The following is a 19,018-nucleotide window of genomic DNA, read 5'->3' as shown; positions in this document are numbered from 1 at the left end:
TCGACCGATGGAGGTCGCCATCCTCACCGTCGGCGACGAAGTACTTGCCGGGGACATCGCGAACACGAACGCACAGTGGCTCGCGGCTCGGCTGACCGACAGCGGCGCGACCGTCGACCGAATCCTGACGATCCCGGACGACCGCGACCGCATCGCGACGACGATCGACGAGTGGACGACCGACGTCGACGCCGTGATCGTGACCGGCGGCCTCGGCGGCACCCACGACGACGTCACCGCCGACGCGCTTGCAGATGTGTTCGACCGCGAGTTGGTCGTCGACGAGGCCGTCAAGCAGGACGTCGTCGAGACCGTCGCGGCGTACCGGGACCTCGATCCCGAGACGGTTACGGCTGCAAAACTCGACTTCGACGTCGAGGCCTGGGCGGCGCTGCCCGCTGGGAGCCGACCCCTGCTAAATCCGGAGGGGCTCTGTCCCGGCTGCGTGCTCGAGAGCGTCTACGCGTTCCCGGGCGTGCCAGCGGAGATGCAGGCGCTGTTCGAGCAGGTCGCCGCGGAGTTCGATGGTGAGACGATCTCGCAAGTCGCGTACACGCCCCAGCCGGAGGGGACGATGACCGAAGCCATCGACGGCGTTCGCGAGCGGTTCGACGTGACGATCGGTAGTTATCCGGCCACGGAGCGACAAAATCGGTTGAAGGTGACTGGTACCGATCCCGCAACCGTCGACGCGGCCCTCGAGTGGCTGGCTGAGCGGATCAAACTCGTCGAAGACGAGTAGCTATCGCCACGCAGCGCGGCGACGCCTCGCTACGCTTAACACACCCCGAGAGAGACTAGCAGACGAATGCTCGAGGGAGTCAACGTTGCGCTCGGGGTGACGGGCTCGATCGCTGCCGTCAAGACAGTCGAACTGGCCCACGAGTTGCGACGACAGGGTGCCGACGTTCGGGGCGTAATGACCGGCAGTGCACAGGGAATTGTCCACCCCTGGGCCGTCGAGTTCGCAACTGACAACGATGTCGTCACGGAGATCACGGGACGCGTCGAACACGTCGAGCTCTGTGGATACGACGGCTGGGCCGACGTCTTCCTGATCGCGCCCGCGACGGCCAACACCGTCGGCAAGATCGCCGGGGCCGTCGACGACACCCCCGTTACGACGTGTGCCACGACCGCACTCGGTGCCGACACGCCGGTCGTCATCGCCCCCGCAATGCACGAACCGATGTACGACCACCCCGGCGTCCTCGAGGCCATCGACACCGTCGCCGACTGGGGCGTCGAGTTCGTCGACCCGCGTATCGAGGAGGGGAAAGCCAAAATCGCAAGCGAAGAGGCGATCGTCTGTGACGTCGCTCGAGTCGCCGGCGAGCGATCGCTCGCGGGCAACCAGATCGTCATCACGACCGGCGCGACGAGCGAGGCGATCGATCCCGTGCGCGTGCTGACGAACCGCTCGTCGGGAAAGATGGGCCGCGCCGTCGCGAAGGCCTGCTACGCTCGCGGAGCCGACGTGACGCTGGTCCACGGCGTCGTCGGCCCACAGCCGGTGATGCGAGACGGCGTCCACCCGAACGGCGAGCTCCCATACGCGACGGTGCGCCCCGTCGAGAGCGCCGCCGAGATGCTCGAGGCGACTCGCGAGGCCTGCGAGGACGCGGATACGCTGGTGTCGGCGGCCGCCATCGGCGACTACACCGTCGCGGGAAGCGACGAAAAGATCCGGTCGGGACAGGACCTCACGCTCGACCTCGAGCCGACACCGAAGCTCATCGACGAACTCCGAGCTGACCACCCCAAGCTGCCGATCGTCGGCTTCAAAGCCGAAACGTCGGGCGACGAAGCGGCGATGATCGAGCAGGCACGCCAGACGCTGTCGCGCGCGGAGTTGGCGTTCGTCGTCGCCAACGATGCGAGCGTCATGGGTGCGGATGCGACGAAAGCGCTGTTCGTCCACGAGCGAGACGTGGCTCGCTACGAGGGACCGAAAGCGGAGTTGGGCGGCGAAATCGCCGACTCGATCGCCGCCATCGTCGGCGACGCGTAAGGCAGAATATCCGGACTGATAATCCCGACACGGATGTTATATAGGAGGCGTTCGTCGGACGAATTAACAGGTATGCGACCGGTTTCAATGGGGGATGTCTCTTTCAGAATGGACCCAGCGTTGACTCTCGACGAGGAATCGATCGGCGGGGCGGCGACTGCCGTCCCCCTGAGGTGATCTGCGGTGGCACAACGACACACCACCCGGCCGGACGACAGTGGCACGCTGTCGAAAGGCGAAATCTTCGAAGTGTTGCGAAACCAGCGACGGCGCTACGTTCTCCAGTATCTCAAACAGGACAGCCGTCCCGTCGAACTCGGCGACCTCGCCCAGCAGGTCGCCGCGTGGGAGTACGAAACGACGCCCGAACGCGTCACACCGGAACAACGAAAACGCGTCTACACGACGCTCCAGCAGACCCATCTCCCGAAGATGGATCAGTCCGGAATCCTCCTGTTCGACTCCGACAACGGTGTCATCGAGGCCACGGAGCGAACGCAGGACCTCAGTATCTATCTCGAGATCGTTCCCGGCCACGAGTTCGCCTGGCGGGAACTCTATCTTTCGCTCGGCGCGATTAGCTGTGCGCTGGTCGCCGCCCTGTGGCTCGAGATCTATCCGCTGACGATGTTCTCGAATCTGACCTGGACAGGGATCATCGCTGTGACGGTGACGACGACGGCCGCTGTACACATCTACCACGAACGCAACATGCGACTCGGCCACGGCGACCAGCCGCCGGAACTCAGCTACGGCAGCGACGACTGAACGGACGTCCCGATCCGAGGTGTCTCTCAGCGCCGCCTCGCGTCTTGACCGGACCGACCAACCGCTGCGCCCCTCGGGCAACCATCACAACGGCGCTCGAGGGTGTGACCGTGAGGATGTCTCGCTTCCGATGGATCGTCAACTTTTACTCCACTACCGACCGACCCACGACATGGATCAGTTGAAGCGGTCACTTCTCGAGGCGCCGATCATCGAGAAAAACGGGTATCACTACTTCGTCCACCCGATCAGCGACGGCGTCCCGAAACTCGACCCGGGCCTGCTCCGCGAGATCGTCATCCGAATCATCCGCAAAGCCGAACTCGAAAACGTCGACCGGATCGTGACCCCCGCAGCGATGGGGATTCACATTTCGACCGCGGTCTCGCTGATGACCGACATCCCGCTGACCGTCATCCGAAAGCGCCAGTATGGGCTCGAAGACGAAGTCGCGATCTCCCAGCAGACGGGCTACTCGGAGAACGAGATGTACATCAACGACGTCCGCGAGGGCGAGCGCGTGCTGGTCCTCGACGACGTCCTCTCGACTGGTGGCACGCTCGCCTCGGTCCTCGAGGCGCTCGAGGAGATCGGTGCCGAAGTCATCGACACCGTTGCCGTCATCAAGAAAGTCGGCGGCGAGAACAAGGCTGCGGACGCCGGCTACGACATCAAGACGTTGATCAACGTCGACGTTATCGACGGTGAGGTCGTCATCATCGACGAAGACGGCGACGACTGATACGGACTGCTGTCGTCAAATTACCGACCCCGCCGCTGGAGATCGGCGGTACATCGGTACAGCAGACCGTATGACCTACGAGTCGACTCCTCGTTTCGGCAATGTCGGCATCCAACAGTCCGGACAGCGTAGCCGTTCGATCACTCATCATATATTTTTTCTGATGCGTACATATAGAGTGTCCTCTATCTGAAAATACATTCGGATTGTGACACGTGAGCATACAGAATGCCGATATACAGCCGTTTGACCGCCGAGAAGACCTATTAGTAACAGATAAGTTACTATGTAAATTAGGACAATGCATATTTATATCTTCATTTCACATAACTCACCATGGGTCAAGAATACAGTCACGAGACGGTGACTGTAACTCGCCGACGGATTCTTCAGGGGGTGGCTACAGCAGGGCTTGCGGGAGCTGCTGGCTGTCTGGGAGGTGACGACGACGGCACCGTCAGGTACACGGTAGCCGACAGTACCGACCCCGAGTCGATGAACGTAATCCAGGTTGCAGACGACAATACGAACGCCCGTCTCAGACTGACGATGGACGGTGCGTACGCGATCACTCCCGAACTGAATCTGTTTCCACTGTGGCTCGATCTCGAGGACAGCGGCGACGCGACGGTGTTTGTTGCCACCCTCCGCGATAACCTCGAGTGGGGTGCTGGCTACGGCCAGATGACGGCCGAAGACTGGGTCTACATGATTCAGGAAGTCCACCAAGGGCCGGACAACTGGGCGCTGTCGGCGGCCGCGGGCAACTGGGACGGCATCAGGGTCGAAGCCACCGGCACCCTCGAGTTCCAGATCGAACTCGAGGAGCCAAACGCTGACTGGCCGATGGAGCCGACGCTGTGGGGAGCGTACTGTCTCCCGAAGGGACTCCTCGAGCCGTACGTCGACGATCGGGATGGGGACGGACTCGATCAGGACGAGGAGATACAGGAGCTCGCCTACACGGGCAATCTCGGCCCGTACACGCTCGAGCGGTGGGAACGTGGCTCCGAGTTCGTCGCGACTCGGAACGACAGCTACTACATGCGAGAACTCGACGCCGAGGAGTTTCCGTCGTTCGTCACCGACGAGCAGATCGACGCGTGGCAACAGAGCCCCAACTTCGACGAGTTCTCGTGGCGGTCGATCGACGAGCAGAGTACGCGACTGACTGCCTTCGAGCAGGGTGAGGTCACCGAAACCACCGTTCCGTCGAATCGCGTCGAACGATTCGAAGGCAACCCCGATATCGACGTCACCGAAGTCCCTTTCCCGTATCTGCGAATTCTGGCCTACAACCAGCGGATGAACGGGTGGGCGGAACTCCGGACGAAGGGCGTTCGACAGGCCCTCTCGATGGCGATCGACAAAACCGAAATCGCGGAGGCCATCCACCGCGGCTACGCCGAGACGGCACAGACGTTTCAGCCGGCGTGGTCGGAGTGGTACGACGCCGCTGCTGTCACCGAGTTCGGCGAAGGAGACAGCTACGATCCGGCGACAGCCCGCACCCTGCTCGAGGACAACCTGAGCGCAGACTACGGGTACGATGACGGAACGTTGGTCGGCCCCGACGGCGAACAGGTGACGCTGACGATGGCCTACGCACGCGGGAGCGAGACGGTCAAGACGACGGCGGAGTTCATCGGCGACGAACTCGCGTCGATCGGGATCGACGTCGAGTTCGACGACGTCACGTTCGATCGACTGCTCCAGCAGTACGTCCGAAACGAGTGGCAGGGCGACGACGACCCACCGTGGTCCAGCGGCCCGAACAACGCCGGCCCTCGTGAGAACACTCGAAGCGAGATGGACTGGGATCTGATGTACGGCAACTCGTTTAATACGTATCCGCGGACACCGGCGGCGATCGACGCGTTCTGGACCGAGCGCGCATCGGCGAACTACTTCGGCTACGTTCCCGACGCCGACCTGGCTAGTCGTTTTCACACCGTGCGAACGTCCACGGACCGAAGCAAGCGGGCAGACGCGATGGCGGACATATTCGGAATTCTCAGCGAAGACCAGCCGGTCAACTTCGTCGTCATGACCGACAACATCGTCGGCTACCAACACACTGTCGAGGGTCCCGAAGCGGTGTTCGGTCAAGAGTGGGATCGACACACCTGGAAATTTAAAAAAGCGTAAGTCGGTCAGGTAACGAACACTCGAACCGTGAGTTGCGAGTTCGTCTCGACGATAGCAGGTGAGTTGCCGTGAGCATGGCGGTGTACGTGCTCCGTCGGATAGTTTGGGCGATCGTCGCAGCGCTACTCATCCTGTCGCTGACGTTTCTCCTGTTGTATTTTACGCCGGAGACGCAACTGACAGAACTCCAGTTTCAGGCCGCACAGGCCGGACAGGACCCGAACAGCGTCGGCGACGCGTACGAACGGTATCACGGACTCGATCAGCCGATCTCCGTCCAGTACATCGAGTTCATGACGAACATGGTCTCGCTGAACTGGGGCTGGTCCGAAACCCGATCACAGCCGGTGATAACGGCGATGGCCGAGGCGATCCCGTACTCGATGATGTACGCCGTCCCATCGATTTTCCTCTCGACGATCCTCGGGATCGCTATCGGCCTCTACTCCGCGACACATCAGTACACTCGAGGCGATTACGCGGCGACGGCGTTTGCCTTCTTCGGGCTGAGCATCCCCGATTTCTGGTTTGCGATCGTCTTGCTCGTCGTCTTCGGTGGTACGCTCGGCTGGGTACCGATCCTCTTCGATACCAGCGTCGCGACGGTTTCGTACGCGAACGTCAAGCAGTTGCTCCTGCCGGTGACGGTCCTGACGCTTACCTCCGTGGCGAGTCTGATGCGCTACTCGCGTGCAGAGGCGCTCGAGTACGTCGAAGCGGCGTTCGTCAAGACGGCGACGGCGAAAGGCGTCGGCGAACGACGGCTCCTGTTTCGGCATATCTTTCGCCCGGCGGCGGTGCCACTCGCGACGATTCTGGTGGGCGATCTGGTCGGCATCGTCTTCGTCGCCTCGTATCTGATCGAAGTCGTGTTCGGCATTCCGGGGCTCGGAACGCTCAGTTATCGAGCGATCGTCAATCAGGATACAGCGCTGGTCGTCGGGACGGTCCTCGTGCCAGCGTTTCTGACGATCATCGGAAACCTGGCACAGGATATCGCGTACACGATGCTCGATCCGCGTATCGACTACAGTGATCGGTGATGACAGACGACACACCGCGTTCTCGAGAGACGTTCGAAGACGTCGACTGGGATGAGATCGACGCCAACGGTCGCGCAGTCTCACGCAGTACACTCCTCATCGCGAGCGCGTACGCGCTCGTCGTTGCATGTATCGGCTACGATTTCTTGCTCGCTTCGAAGACGGACGTGCTTCCATCGCTCGGCGCCGTGGGACCACTGGAGTGGCTCTATGTCCTAACGCTGCTGACGATCGCCGTCTTTGCTCTCCTGGCGCTATCGGAACACCGGCGGATGACGGCCTACTACTGGGCCCAGTTCAGGAAGAACACGGCTGCGGTCGTGAGTCTGGGCTATCTGCTCGTCACGTTCGTCATCGGGTCGATCGGGCCGCGGCTACTCGAGAAACCTCGAGTCGATGCCCGCAACGCCTATCAGCCACCCGTGTTCACGTCGGTCGAGTCGTGGCTCCCGGTCGACTGCATCGGGCCCGTCGTGAACGACCGCTGTCACGGCACCTGGCAGCATCCACTCGGGACCACTCACGAAGGGAAAGACGTCTTGGTCTCCGTTATTTACGGCATGGAAGTGAGCATGCAGGTCGGCCTCATCGCCGCGTTCATCACGGTGACCATCGCGACAGTCGTCGGCATCAGCGCCGCCTACTTCGGCGGCTGGGTCGATACGGTGTTGATGCGGTACGTGGATCTCCAGATCACGTTTCCGACGTTTTTCCTCTATCTCGTGGTCGTCTACCTGTACGGCGGGAGTCTCTTCAGCATGATCGTGATCTTTGGACTGCTGGGTTGGGGAAACATCGCTCGAATCGTTCGCAGCGAAGCCCTCCAGCGACGCGACGAGCCGTACGTGCTGGCGGCGAAAAACGCCGGCGCGAGTAGCGCCTGGACGATGCGTCGCCACCTCCTGCCGAACGTCTCGAACAGCGTCATCACCGCGACCACGCTGTTGATCCCGAGTCTGATCCTCTTCGAGGCGAGTCTCTCGTTTCTCGGACTCGGCGACCCCACCACCCCGTCGTGGGGTGCGCTCATCGCAGCCGGCCGTGACGACCTTCAGTACGCGTGGTGGATTTCGACGATTCCGGGCGTGTTCCTCTTTGGGACGGTCCTCGCGTTCAACTTCATCGGTGACGCGCTCCGAGACGCGCTCGATCCGCGATCGATGGGTGGTGCTCGATGAGCCAAACTGACCCACTGCTCGCTGTCGAGAGCTTGCAGACGGCGTTTCACACCGACGACGGCACTGTCACCGCAGTCGATGGGATCGACTTCACCGTTCGACGCGGCGAAACGGTCTGTCTCGTCGGCGAGAGTGGCAGCGGCAAGACGGTGGCCTGCGAGTCGATCACCCAACTGTTCAAGCGCCCACCAGGAGAGATCACCGGCGGATCGGTCGTCTTCGACGGCATCGAGCTGACCGACTGTACCGAGGACGAACTCGCCGATATTCGCGGCGAGAACATCAGTCACGTCTTCCAGAACCCACAGAACGCGCTCAATCCGGTGTACACGATCGGCTGGCAACTCCGCGAGGCGATCGACCTCCACCGGGATCTCTCCCGCACGGCCGCTCGCGCCGAAGCGGTCGACCTGCTCGAGCGCGTCGGCATCCCCGATGCGAGCGAGCGACTCGAGGCGTACCCTCACGAGCTAAGCGGCGGGATGAAACAACGCGTGCTCATCGCAATGGCGCTGGCCTGCGAGCCCGACCTGCTCATCGCCGACGAACCGACGACGGCGCTCGACGTGACGACGCAAGCCCAGCTCCTCGAGCTCCTAAGGGAACTCCAAACGGAGTTCGGACTCGCGATGCTGTTCGTCACGCACGACCTGGGCGTCGTCGCGGAGATTGCCGACCGCGTCGTCGTGCTGTACGCTGGCAAGGTGATGGAGCGTGGCACCGTCTACGACGTCTTCGATACGCCGTGCCATCCGTACACGCGGGCGCTGCTCGAGTGTCTCCCCGGCCGCGGCTCGCTCGGGGGAATTCCCGGTTCACTCCCGAATCCGACCGCGCCGCCGTCGGGCTGTCGATTTCACGACCGCTGTCCGTACGCGGTCGACGACTGTTCGACCGGCGACCAGCCGGCGTTCGAGTCGGTCGTCGGCGAGGACCACGCGGTGTCGTGTCTCCACTACCAAACGGCGACCAAGCCGACGGTCCTCGAGACCGCCTCAGAAAGCCGGTCGCGCGCTCCCGAACGGACAGACGGAGGTGACGAGCGTGACTGACGGACGTCCCGAGGACGACCAGCCGCTGCTGTCGGTTCGCAATCTGACGAAACACTATCCGCTCACCGACGGACTGCTGGGTACAGAGACTGGTCGTGTCCGCGCTGTCGACGGCATCGATTTCGACGTTTATCCGGGCGAGACGGTCGGTCTCGTCGGTGAGAGCGGCTGTGGAAAGTCGACTGCGGCCCGAGCGCTGCTCGGACTCGAGGAGCCAACTGCCGGCACGGTCGTCTTCGATGGCGAGGACGTGACGGCCTTCGACGACGCGGCGTGCAAGCGGTTTCGGCGTCGCGCACAGTTGCTCTTTCAGGATCCCGACTCGAGTCTCGATCCGCGGATGAGTGTTGGCGATGCGATCGCCGAACCGCTGCTCGTACAGGGATTGACGGCGGCGACGCGTCGCCGCGAAATCGTCGCGGACCTCCTCGAGCGCGTCGGGCTGTCGGCTGCGGACGCCGAGCGCTATCCGCACGAACTCAGCGGCGGACAGAAACAACGCGTCGGACTCGCCCGCGCGCTCTCGGTGAACCCGGACCTGCTCGTCGCCGACGAACCGACCGCCGCACTCGACGTCTCGGTGCAATCCGAGATTTTGGCGCTGTTAGCCGACTTGCAGGCATCGGTCGGCTTGAGCATCGTCCTCATCAGCCACGATCTGGGCGTCGTTCGGCAACTCTGTGACCGAATCGCCGTCATGTATCTTGGCGAGATCGTCGAACGCGGCCCCACCGAGGACGTGTTCACTGACCCCCAGCATCCCTACACGCGAGCGTTGCTGGCGTCGATTCCGACGACTGATCCGCGAGACCGCGGCACGGCTGTTTCACTTACGGGTGACGTTCCGAGTCCGTCGAACCCGCCGAGTGGCTGTCGATTCCACACCCGCTGTCCCGAGGTCATCCAGCCGGACGGTTACGACATCGAGCAACGCATCTGGCGGCGTATCATGGACCTGCGCCAGCACCTTGCGAACGAGACTGTCGACGGCGAGGCGAGGGCATCGACTACAACACTTCGCGAGACGTTTTCCCTCCCCGCCCAACTCGAGGACGATCGCGCCGACGCGGTCCTCGAAACGGCGCTCGAGCAGATCGCCGCGGGCGATCCGGACCGCGCTGCCGCCCTCCTCGCGACCGAGTTCGCCACCCCCTGTGAACGGCGCGCGCCGTCGCTCGAGGTGACAGAGGCGGGGCAAGACGCGGCCTGTCTTCGACACGACTGAACCGTTTGACCACTGTGTGCTGCGCTCGTTTTCTTCGCCGAGTCTCTAAGAGTTGCGCTACACCGGCACTCGAACGAAGTGAGAGTGCCGTCTGGGTCACCACCGCCTGTGCTATACATGACGCTCACGGAGTTGTGAACGCCAAAATATAGCGGGAGGTAGATTTGAACTACCGGTCTGCGGGTTATGAGCCCGCCGGAATCTCCTGGCTATCCCATCCCGCTATCCCATCATAACGGAGTGCACTAATTAAGGGTTGTGATTCGGTCGCCGTATGGGGGTTTGTACCGTTAGGCTCGATCCGGTCACCGACACTGCGACCACAGGTCATTGCCAGACCACAGGTACCACGTGTACGCTCGAGTATCGATTCCGGTTCCTGAACGTGTCGTAACCGTCGTAGTCGCACACGTTGACGCACGGGGAAGGAAACCGAGTGTCTCGGCGACAGACTGCTCGAGGTCACCGTCGAGATCGGCGAGGACGCGTTCGTCGACGACCGCGAGCGTATGGACTGTCGCCGCAGACTGCTCGACGGTTCGATCGCGTAGTCCACTACGTCGTCGATCCGCTCCCCACCGTCGGTCGGAACGAGAATCCCGGCGTGCATCGTTCACTATGTGACGTTTGAGTAATATGAAAACAGGGCGTCCACCGTTGCTTCGGTAGTGCGCCACGACCACTGTTGAGGCGCGTCGCGTGTCTCCACGCTCGTCTCGAGACGCGAGCCGTCCGGATGACTATCCGTATCAGACTGCCAGATCGCCTTTCGGCCGGACGACATCGACGGCGTCGGCGTCGACCCGGTCCACATCGAGGAAGTGAGGCGTGTAGTTTCGTCGCTCGTAATCGCCGAACTCGTCTTCGGTGCCGACGGTACACCACAGCTGGACCGTCTCGGGGCCGTGCCACTCTCCGTTTCGGTTGATGCCGAAACAGATCAGCTCCTCGCCGTCGTAGTTGATGATGGCCCCTTTTCGGATTCCTGGGTCGCCGTGGATGATGAGCTGCTTCATGCCGTTGGATTCTCGCGAGAACGGATTAAGCGCTTCGGAGTCTGAGCCGACCCAGACGTGCGAAGTCGACGCTCAGCCGGTTTCGGTCGGTTGCCCTCGCGCCTTCCAGAGGTGGCGAATCGCCCCAACGGTAAAGGCGAGCGCACCGAGGATCATCGGCGTATCACCGAGCGTTCGCGCCCACAGCAGCGTCTGCACGTGGTCTTGGTCGTAGAACTCGAGGCTCCGGGCGGCGGCGTAGCCGTCCTGATACGACGTCTGTAACTGCACGAATCCGATCGGGAGCAGCGAGGCGACGGTCATGATCACGAGTCCGACGTTCGTCAGCCAGAACGCGCCGCGGAACCACGTCGGGTTCCACGCCGCTTCGGGCGTAACGACCCGCAGGATGTAGGTTCCGAGCCCGAGCGCGAGCAGACCGAACGCGCCGAACGTCGCCGTGTGGGCGTGGGCGACGGTCAGGTAGGTGCCGTGTTCGTAGTAGTTGATCAACGGCAGATTGATGAAGAACCCGAGTACGCCGCCGCCGACGAAGTTCCAGATGCTACTGCCAAGGATAAACAGCAAGGGCAGCGTGTAGGGAAACTCCTCACCGCGGGCTTTCAACGAACGGTACTCGCCGAGGCTCCGATAGAGGACGAACACCAGCGGAATGAACTCGAGCGTCGAGAACGTCGTGCCGATCGGCACCCAGATGTCGGGGAGGCCGACCCACCAGTAGTGGTGGGAGACGCCGACGATTCCCGCCGCCATGATCGCGAACACCTCGAAGAGAATCGCCGTCTCCGCGTCGGCTTTTTCGATGAGGTCCATCGAGACCAGCGCGGCGGCGATAACGGCGGTGACGAAGAACTCGAAGACACCCTCGACCCACATGTGGACGACCCACCAGCGCCAGAACTCCGTCACGGCGATGTTCGTCTCGGGCGTGTAGAGCATGCTCGCTGCGAACAGCAACGCGATGGAGCCGCCGGCGTAGGTCATGAAGTGTCCCAGCCCCGTCGGCGGCTCCTCGAGCTGTCGGACGGCACGGAGCACCAATCCCGTCCAGGTGGCGAAGCCGGCGAGCAGTCCGAGCTTCCAGACTCGGCCGACCTCGAGGTACTCGAGGCCCTCGGAGCCGAGCCACCACCAGAGGTCGCCGTCCGAATCACCGGATCCGGGCGAGCCGAACGCGCCGCGAGTTCCGAGCCAGACGCCCGCGAACGCTCCGACCGTGATAGTCACGAGGGCACCAAGCAGTGCGGTCGCGCCCTCGGCCTGCCACGGCGGATCCCGCTCACTGAACAGTCCCGGCAGGAAGAGCCCGCCGGCGAGCCACAGCGTCGTGATCCAGAGGATACCGAGGTTGACGTGCCACGTCCGTCCGACCGAGAACGGCAGTACGGAGACGATGTCGATGCCGAGCGCGTCACCGATGCCGTAGAAGCCGGTCCGCTCGACGTAGTAGTGAGCCAGCAAGGCCCCGGCAAGCGTCTGAACGACGAACAGCGCGCCGGCGACGGGGACGTACCGCGCCGCAGCGTACTGGGCCGGTGTGACCGTCACCGAATCGGGCGAGGGTACGTCGACGAGATCCGTCGTCGGCTCAGCGACGTCGAAGGCGTGGTAGGCCCAGACACCGATCCCGCCGCCGGCGATGAGCAGGACGACGCTGATCGTACTCCAGACGACGACCTGTCCAGTCGGTCGGTTCCCGGTCCCGGGCACGTACGGCCAGTCGTTCGTGTAGGAGTGGTCCGATCCGGGGCGGTTCGTGTGGGCCATCCACGCCGTCCAGCAGGCGAAGTCGGCGATCCGTTCGGCCTGTTCCGGGGAGTCGACGTACCCTTGTGGGATTCCGCGCTCGGGCGATCCCCCGTAGTACCGGTCGACGTACGCCGCTCGAAGACGACGGTGGGCGTAGACTTCTGCCGCCGAGTACTCGGCGATCGAGCCCTCGGGCGCGTCGGCGTCGAGCTCCCGTTCGACACGTCGCTCGACGGTCGCCCGGTCGGCGTCATCGAGCGCGTCGACCGACTCGACACCGTGCTCTCGAGTGTAGTACGCGCGCATGTACTCGGCTTTCAACTCGAGGGCGTCAGCCGTGAGGTCGACCCCGAAGTACGAGCCGTTGCCCAGAATCGACCCGTGGTTCATGAGGCCGTTGGCCTGAAACGCCTGCTTCCCGAGGCGGACTTGCTCGTCGGTCACGACGACGTCGCCGTCCGGACCGCGAATCTCGTCGGGAATCGGTGGGGCCTTCTTCCGGGAGATCCAGGCCCCGAGAGTCATCGCTACGAGGTTGGCGACGAACAGGCTCACGAGCGCCAGTGACTTGGTCGACGTCGACCGAAGCACCTCGAGGCCCCGGTCGCTTTCGACGCCGGTCCGTATCAACACCGGGAGCAGGTTGTCGAAGAGGCGGTCGATCGACACGGCGTCGGGACCGCCTCGAGAGAGGTTCGACACCGCGCTCGCGACCGCGGGATCGAGGCCGCCGTCGTCGGCGCGGAGCATCGTCGCCGCGACTCCCATCGCGGCGGCCGACCGGAGCCCTCCTGTGCGACCGCCGGCCGTAGTCGGCGTCGGGGTCGCCCGCATCGGATCGGTCGACGCTGCGTCCGCTGGCGTCGGTCCGTTTCCATTTGCCGTCGCCCCCAGTTCGGACTCGAGCGCGGTGGCGATTGATGGGATATCCTCCATGAGGACGCGTTCGACATCGTGTGCGACCGAAATCGCATCGCGCTCGAGGACGTCCTCGAGTACGTCGTCGATGGAGCGATCGGCCGTCCCGCGAAGGTGGGCCTGCAGTTGCGTACACGCGTCGGCGAACGGATCGTCCGATCCCGTATCTGACGCGCGTTCCGTATTCAGTCCCGAGTCCCGCATGGACAGGATTCGTTCGAGCACGTCGTCGCCGTCCATATCGAACTCGGTGGCCGCCAATCGGTGGCGGATCGCCTCGAGCGTGCGGTCGTCCAGCCTCGTTTCGTCGAGCCCGTACCGCCACAGGAAGCGCTCGAGCGCACGGTCGAGCGGATCGGCCCCGTCGGAGCCGAGGTCGCCGGCCGCATCGAGAGACGACTCGTCGAGCAACTCCTTGTGGTTCCGCCTGATCGATCGCTCGAGCAGGTCGTCGACGACTCGTTCGACGGCGTCGGTCGCCCGCTTTTGAGCCGTCTCACGGACCCGTGTCGACGCAGTGGTTCGAACCCGCCTCGAGAGATCACCGACGGTTTCGGCACCCGTCTCGAGATGAGTTCTCATGGAGTCGGTCGGCGGACGGTCACGATCACGGAAGACGTCGGTGTTCGGTACGATAGCCGAGAGTTCCATCGTCGTGTTCCACACCTCGTATCGTGCTACCAAACACCGATATACGTGGTAATAGTACACGCGTCAGTCGCCTGCATCTTATCCGGCCTACGACCGTGATCGCTCGACGACGAACCAAACGGGTTTTAAACAGCGCTGTCTTAGCCCACGCCAAGTGAGATAACCATGCAGATGCCACGCCGATTCAATACGTACTGCCCGCACTGTAACGAACACCACGAACACGAAGTCGAGAAGGCCCGATCCGGCCGTTCCTCCGGGATGAAATGGGACGCTCGCCGAACGCGGCGCAACAGCGCGACTATCGGTAACTCCGGTCGCTTCTCGAAAGTGCCGGGTGGCGAAAAGCCAACGAAGAAGACCAACCTCAAGTACCGGTGCAGCGAGTGTGGCAAAGCCCATCTCCGCGAAGGATGGCGCGCCGGCCGACTCGAGTTCCAGGAGTGATTACAATGGCAGGAAATTTCTACAGCGTCCGATGCAGTGACTGCGAGAACGAACAGACCGTCTTCGGTAAAGCCTCCACGGAGGTCGCCTGTGCCGTCTGTGGCACGACGCTTGCGCGACCGACTGGCGGCAAAGCCGAGATCGACCACGAGATCGTAGAAACAGTCGAGTCACGATGAAATACAGCGGGTGGCCCGATCCCGGCGAACTCGTCGTCGGTAAGATCGACGAAATCGAGGACTTCGGTGTCTTCGTCGATCTCGAGGAGTACCAGGACAAGCGCGGCCTGATCCACATCTCCGAGGTCGCCAGCGGCTGGATCAAGAACGTCCGCGATCACGTTCGCGAGGGACAGATCGTCGTCTGCAAGGTCCTCGATGTCGACGAGTCCCACGAGCAGATCGATCTCTCGCTGAAAGACGTCAACGACCACCAGCGCTCGGACAAGATCCAGGAGTGGAAAAACGAGCAGAAGGCCGACAACTGGATGGGCCTCGCGCTCGGCGAGGACGTCGACGACGAGACGTACACCGCGATCGCCAACGAACTGATCGGTGCGCACGGAAGCCTCTACGACGGGTTCAAACAGGCCGCAATCCACGGCGAGGAAGCCCTCGAGGGGACCGACCTCTCGAGCGAGGAGATCGACTCGCTCGTCGAGACGGCCCGCGAGAACGTCTCGGTGCCGTACGTCAACGTCACCGGCTACGTCGACCTGGAGAACCCATCGCCAAGCGGTGTCGACGGCATCCGCGAGGCGCTCGAAGCGGCCGAAGGCAACGGCGAGGTGCCAGAAGAAGTCGATCTCGAGGTCAGCTATGTCGGTGCTCCCGAGTACCGCATCAAAGTGAAAGCGCCCAACTACAAAACCGCCGAATCCCAACTCGAGGAAAGCGCCCGCCGCGCGGTCGCAGCCATCGAGGGCCACGGCGGCGAGGGCGAGTACCACCGCGAGCGACGGACGGACGACGAGTAACGCATGAAGTCGGATATCCGGGTGTGTTCGGCGTGGCGCGCGGCGCACGACTGCCCGGTGTATACCCTTTCTGAGACGTGTCCGGAGTGCGGTGAGCCGGCGGAAAACAGCGCCCCGGCCCCGTTCGATCCGAACGATCCCCACGGCGAGTACCGACGCGCTCTTAAACGTCGCCATCGCTGATATGGTATGGACGAACTCGAGATCGACGCAGTCGCCGAGGTCGACCTAGACGACCCCGTACTCGTCGAGGGGTTGCCTGGTGTCGGACACGTTGGAAGCCTCGCCGTCGAGCACCTGCTCGAGGAACTCGAGGGAGAGAGTACGCTCGTTCGTCGACTCTACTCCACGGAGTTTCCCCCACAGGTCAGCGTCGAAGACGGTGTCTCTGAGCTTACCTGTGCGGAGCTGTACGCCGTCTCCGTTCCCGACGGCCGTGATCTCCTGCTTCTGACTGGTGATCATCAGGCACAGACCAACGAGGGCCACTACGTGCTGACCGACGCCTTCCTCGACATCGCCGAGGAGTTCGGTGCGAATGACGTGTACGCACTCGGTGGCATCCCGACCGGCGAACTCATCGACGAGTACGCCGTCGTCGGTGCCGTCAGCGACGAATCGCTGCTCGAGGAACTCGAGGATGTCGGCGTCGAGTTCCGTGACGACGAGCCAGCGGGCGGCATCGTCGGTGTCTCCGGCCTGCTGCTCGGGCTGGGCGAACGCCGCGGATTCGACGCCGTCTGTCTGATGGGCGAGACCAGCGGCTACCTGGTCGATCCCAAAAGCGCACGCGCGGTCCTCGAAGTCCTCGAGGACATGCTCGGGTTCGAACTCGACTACGAGTCGCTGGACGAGCGCGCCGACGAGATGGAAGACGTCATGGGGAAGATCCAGGAGATGGAACAACAACAGCAGATGGACGTCCCGACGGACGACGACCTGCGGTATATCGGTTAGTCCGTTCTCGCCGGTCTCGTTTCGAACAAGTACGACTATGGGATCAGCGGAGCCAGCGACCAGCTTGCGGGACAGTCACTGCTCGAGACGAACGATTCTCGACTGTCGAACGTGATCGAGCGGGCATAATGACGGATATCCGAACAGCTCTTACGAACGACAGCCGTCGAGAAGTGCGTCGTAGCTGTCCGATGTAGAACGCGAGACGCAGTTCGAACAGCGAACGGACCCATCGATTCGCGTGAACAATCGTTCCCCACAATCAGGACACCGCCCATCAGGATACCGAACCATACAGTAGTGAGACAAGAATGGTGGTATATACTTTGTGACTCAACACTGAGATTACTCGGCGAGGGGGCCACGACGCGATGACGGCGGTCCTTCCTTGAGAGCGGGCAATCGCCAGACGGAGCGACGGTGGTAGCAAAAGATTTATATAGAAGTGCTGACGACATAGTTAGTGAGGTTTCAACCATGGCACAACAGCGACGCATGGGCGGACAGCCTATGTTCATCATGAGCGAGGATAGTCAGCGAACGCAGGGTCGCGACGCCCAGTCGTCGAACATTATGGCCGGCAAGGCCGTCGCCGAGGCTGTACGGACGACACTCGGGCCTCGCGGGATGGACAAGATGCTCGTCGATTCCGGCGGCGAGGTCGTCATCACCAACGACGGGGCGACCATTCTGAACGAGATGGATATCGAACACCCCGCAGCCCAGATGATCGTCGAAGTCTCCGAATCCCAGGAAGAAGAGGTCGGAGACGGAACGACGACGGCAGCCGTGATCGCCGGCAACCTGCTCGGCGAGGCCGAAGACCTCATCGAACAGGATGTCCATGCGACGACGATCGTCGAGGGTTATCACGAAGCGTCCGAAATCGCCCTCGAGGCGATCGCCGAACAGGTCGACGAGGCCGAGGTCGACGACGAGGTCCTGAAACAGGTCGCCCAGTCGAGCATGACTGGTAAAGGAACCGGCGGTCTCACCGCCGAATCGCTGGCCGAGACAGTTGTCGAAGCGATTCGCCACGTCGAAACTGACGACGGCGTCGCCCGCGACAACGTCGCTGTCCACACCCAGATCGGCGCGTCCTCGAACGCGACGGAACTCGTCCCCGGTATCGTCCTCGACGAGGAGCCAGCCCACAGCAGCATGCCTCGCGAGGTCGAAGACGCATCGATCGCCGTCCTCGACGTCGAACTCGGCGTCCGCACGGGCGAGATCGACGCCGAGTACGCCATCGACTCGATCGACCAGCTCAACCAGGCGATCGACGCCGAAGAGAGCGAAGTTCGCGGCTACGCCGAACAGCTCGCCGAGAGCGGTGCTGACGTCGTCTTCACGACCGACGACGTCGACGACCGCGTCTCCTCCTATCTCGCCGGGGAAGGCATCCTCGTCTTCGAGAACATCGGCAACAGCGACGCTCGAGACATCGTCTCCGCGACGGGCGCTCGCCGCGTCGGTGCCCTCGAGGACCTCGAGGAAGACGACTTCGGTGCAGCCGACCGCATTCGCGCCGAGAACTTCGGCGACGACGACCTCGCGTTCGTCGAGGGCGGCGCAGCAGCCGAGACCGTCACCGTCTTCGTCCGCGGTGGCACCGAACACGTCGTCGACGAACTCGAGCGCGCCATCGGTGACGCACTCGACGTCGTCGCGACGGCACTCGCCTCCGGCGAGGTCGTCCCCGGTGCAGGTGCAACCGAGATTGCGATCGCGGATAAGATCCGCGAGGAAGCCGCCGGCATCGAGGGCCGCAAGCAGCTCGCTGTGACGGCCTTCGCCGATGCGATCGACATCGTGCCCCGAACGCTCGCCGCCAACACCGGCCAGGACCCGATCGACGCACTCGTGGACCTTCGTGCCGCCCACGAGTCCGAGGGCCGTGCCGGCCTGATCACCACCGGTGAGGACGTCACGATCGACGATCCCTTCGAACACGGCGTCGTCGACCCTGCCGACGTCAAACGCGAAGCCGTCGAAAGCGCGACCGAAGCTGCGACGATGATCGTCCGCATCGACGACGTCATCGCCGCCGAATAACGCCGCCGTTCGGTACCGTCATCCGCTTTTTTGGAGACTGCGATCGAGACGAGACGGATCCGGGCCAATACTGTTAAGTGTT

The 19,018-nt window shown here is 62.9% G+C and carries 17 protein-coding genes and 1 tRNA gene; 15 read left to right on the top strand and 3 right to left on the bottom strand.

All coding sequences use genetic code 11. The features are described from left to right. The first annotated feature begins 7 nt into the window (after nucleotides 1-7). From GCU68_RS10380 to GCU68_RS10340, 9 genes are all read left to right on the top strand, one after another. Entirely contained in the window at nucleotides 8-742 is a 735-nt protein-coding gene (locus GCU68_RS10380) for a competence/damage-inducible protein A (protein ID WP_152941353.1), read from the top strand. Between the two features lie 66 nt (nucleotides 743-808). Beyond that, nucleotides 809-2,011 (top strand): bifunctional phosphopantothenoylcysteine decarboxylase/phosphopantothenate--cysteine ligase CoaBC, encoded by a 1,203-nt coding sequence (gene coaBC / locus GCU68_RS10375; RefSeq protein WP_152941351.1) that lies wholly within the window; start codon nucleotides 809-811, stop codon nucleotides 2,009-2,011. A 183-nt stretch (nucleotides 2,012-2,194) separates the two neighbouring features. After that, nucleotides 2,195-2,779, top strand: a complete 585-nt coding sequence (locus GCU68_RS10370) for a DUF7344 domain-containing protein (protein ID WP_152941349.1) — start codon at nucleotides 2,195-2,197, stop codon at nucleotides 2,777-2,779. A 172-nt stretch (nucleotides 2,780-2,951) separates the two neighbouring features. Next, nucleotides 2,952-3,521 carry a hypoxanthine/guanine phosphoribosyltransferase gene (hpt, locus tag GCU68_RS10365; protein ID WP_152941347.1) on the top strand — a complete coding sequence of 190 codons (570 nt, stop codon included), beginning with the start codon at nucleotides 2,952-2,954 and terminating at the stop codon, nucleotides 3,519-3,521. A 336-nt stretch (nucleotides 3,522-3,857) separates the two neighbouring features. Then, a complete protein-coding gene (locus GCU68_RS10360) occupies nucleotides 3,858-5,669 on the top strand; it encodes an ABC transporter substrate-binding protein (RefSeq protein ID WP_193565049.1) in 1,812 nt (603 codons plus the stop codon). 74 nt (nucleotides 5,670-5,743) lie between these two features. Then, nucleotides 5,744-6,712, top strand: coding sequence for an ABC transporter permease (locus tag GCU68_RS10355; protein WP_152941345.1), 969 nt, complete (start codon nucleotides 5,744-5,746; stop codon nucleotides 6,710-6,712). Then, nucleotides 6,712-7,890: an ABC transporter permease gene (locus GCU68_RS10350; RefSeq protein WP_152941343.1), complete on the top strand. Its 1,179-nt coding sequence runs from the start codon at nucleotides 6,712-6,714 to the stop codon at nucleotides 7,888-7,890. Before GCU68_RS10355 ends, GCU68_RS10350 begins: the two co-directional genes overlap by 1 nt. Then, entirely contained in the window at nucleotides 7,887-8,942 is a 1,056-nt protein-coding gene (locus GCU68_RS10345) for an ABC transporter ATP-binding protein (RefSeq protein ID WP_152941341.1), read from the top strand. Before GCU68_RS10350 ends, GCU68_RS10345 begins: the two co-directional genes overlap by 4 nt. Beyond that, complete coding sequence (locus GCU68_RS10340) at nucleotides 8,935-10,167, top strand: ABC transporter ATP-binding protein (RefSeq protein ID WP_193565048.1); 1,233 nt, start codon at nucleotides 8,935-8,937, stop codon at nucleotides 10,165-10,167. The genes GCU68_RS10345 and GCU68_RS10340 overlap by 8 nt, the downstream gene beginning before the upstream one ends. A 149-nt stretch (nucleotides 10,168-10,316) precedes the next feature. On the opposite strand, the gene GCU68_RS10335 is transcribed toward GCU68_RS10340, so the two are convergent. The 3 genes from GCU68_RS10335 to GCU68_RS10325 form a co-directional block, all read right to left on the bottom strand. Then, nucleotides 10,317-10,391 (bottom strand) — tRNA-Met (locus GCU68_RS10335). 525 nt (nucleotides 10,392-10,916) lie between these two features. Beyond that, entirely contained in the window at nucleotides 10,917-11,183 is a 267-nt protein-coding gene (locus GCU68_RS10330; RefSeq protein ID WP_152941337.1) for an HAH_0734 family protein, read from the bottom strand. A gap of 72 nt (nucleotides 11,184-11,255) precedes the next feature. Further along, nucleotides 11,256-14,501, bottom strand: coding sequence for a nitric-oxide reductase large subunit (locus GCU68_RS10325; protein ID WP_152941335.1), 3,246 nt, complete (start codon nucleotides 14,499-14,501; stop codon nucleotides 11,256-11,258). 165 nt (nucleotides 14,502-14,666) lie between these two features. Between GCU68_RS10325 and GCU68_RS10320 the strand changes: the two genes are divergently transcribed. The 6 genes from GCU68_RS10320 (at nucleotide 14,667) to thsA (ending at nucleotide 18,936) form a co-directional block, all read left to right on the top strand. Then, entirely contained in the window at nucleotides 14,667-14,948 is a 282-nt protein-coding gene (locus tag GCU68_RS10320) for a 50S ribosomal protein L44e (protein WP_152941333.1), read from the top strand. Nucleotides 14,949-14,953: 5 nt separating this feature from the next. Beyond that, nucleotides 14,954-15,127 (top strand): 30S ribosomal protein S27e, encoded by a 174-nt coding sequence (locus GCU68_RS10315; RefSeq protein WP_008162761.1) that lies wholly within the window; start codon nucleotides 14,954-14,956, stop codon nucleotides 15,125-15,127. Next, nucleotides 15,124-15,924: a translation initiation factor IF-2 subunit alpha gene (locus tag GCU68_RS10310; protein ID WP_152941331.1), complete on the top strand. Its 801-nt coding sequence runs from the start codon at nucleotides 15,124-15,126 to the stop codon at nucleotides 15,922-15,924. Before GCU68_RS10315 ends, GCU68_RS10310 begins: the two co-directional genes overlap by 4 nt. A 3-nt stretch (nucleotides 15,925-15,927) precedes the next feature. Then, nucleotides 15,928-16,107: an RNA-protein complex protein Nop10 gene (locus GCU68_RS10305; protein ID WP_152941329.1), complete on the top strand. Its 180-nt coding sequence runs from the start codon at nucleotides 15,928-15,930 to the stop codon at nucleotides 16,105-16,107. 6 nt (nucleotides 16,108-16,113) lie between these two features. Continuing rightward, complete coding sequence (locus tag GCU68_RS10300) at nucleotides 16,114-16,881, top strand: proteasome assembly chaperone family protein (protein WP_152941327.1); 768 nt, start codon at nucleotides 16,114-16,116, stop codon at nucleotides 16,879-16,881. A 510-nt stretch (nucleotides 16,882-17,391) separates the two neighbouring features. Next, entirely contained in the window at nucleotides 17,392-18,936 is a 1,545-nt protein-coding gene (gene thsA, locus GCU68_RS10295; protein WP_152943695.1) for a thermosome subunit alpha, read from the top strand. Nucleotides 18,937-19,018: the final 82 nt, after the last annotated feature.

The sequence above is a fragment of the Natronorubrum aibiense genome (assembly GCF_009392895.1).
Classification (GTDB): Archaea; Halobacteriota; Halobacteria; order Halobacteriales; family Natrialbaceae; genus Natronorubrum; species Natronorubrum aibiense.
This window is presented reverse-complemented; position numbering and strand designations above follow the sequence as displayed.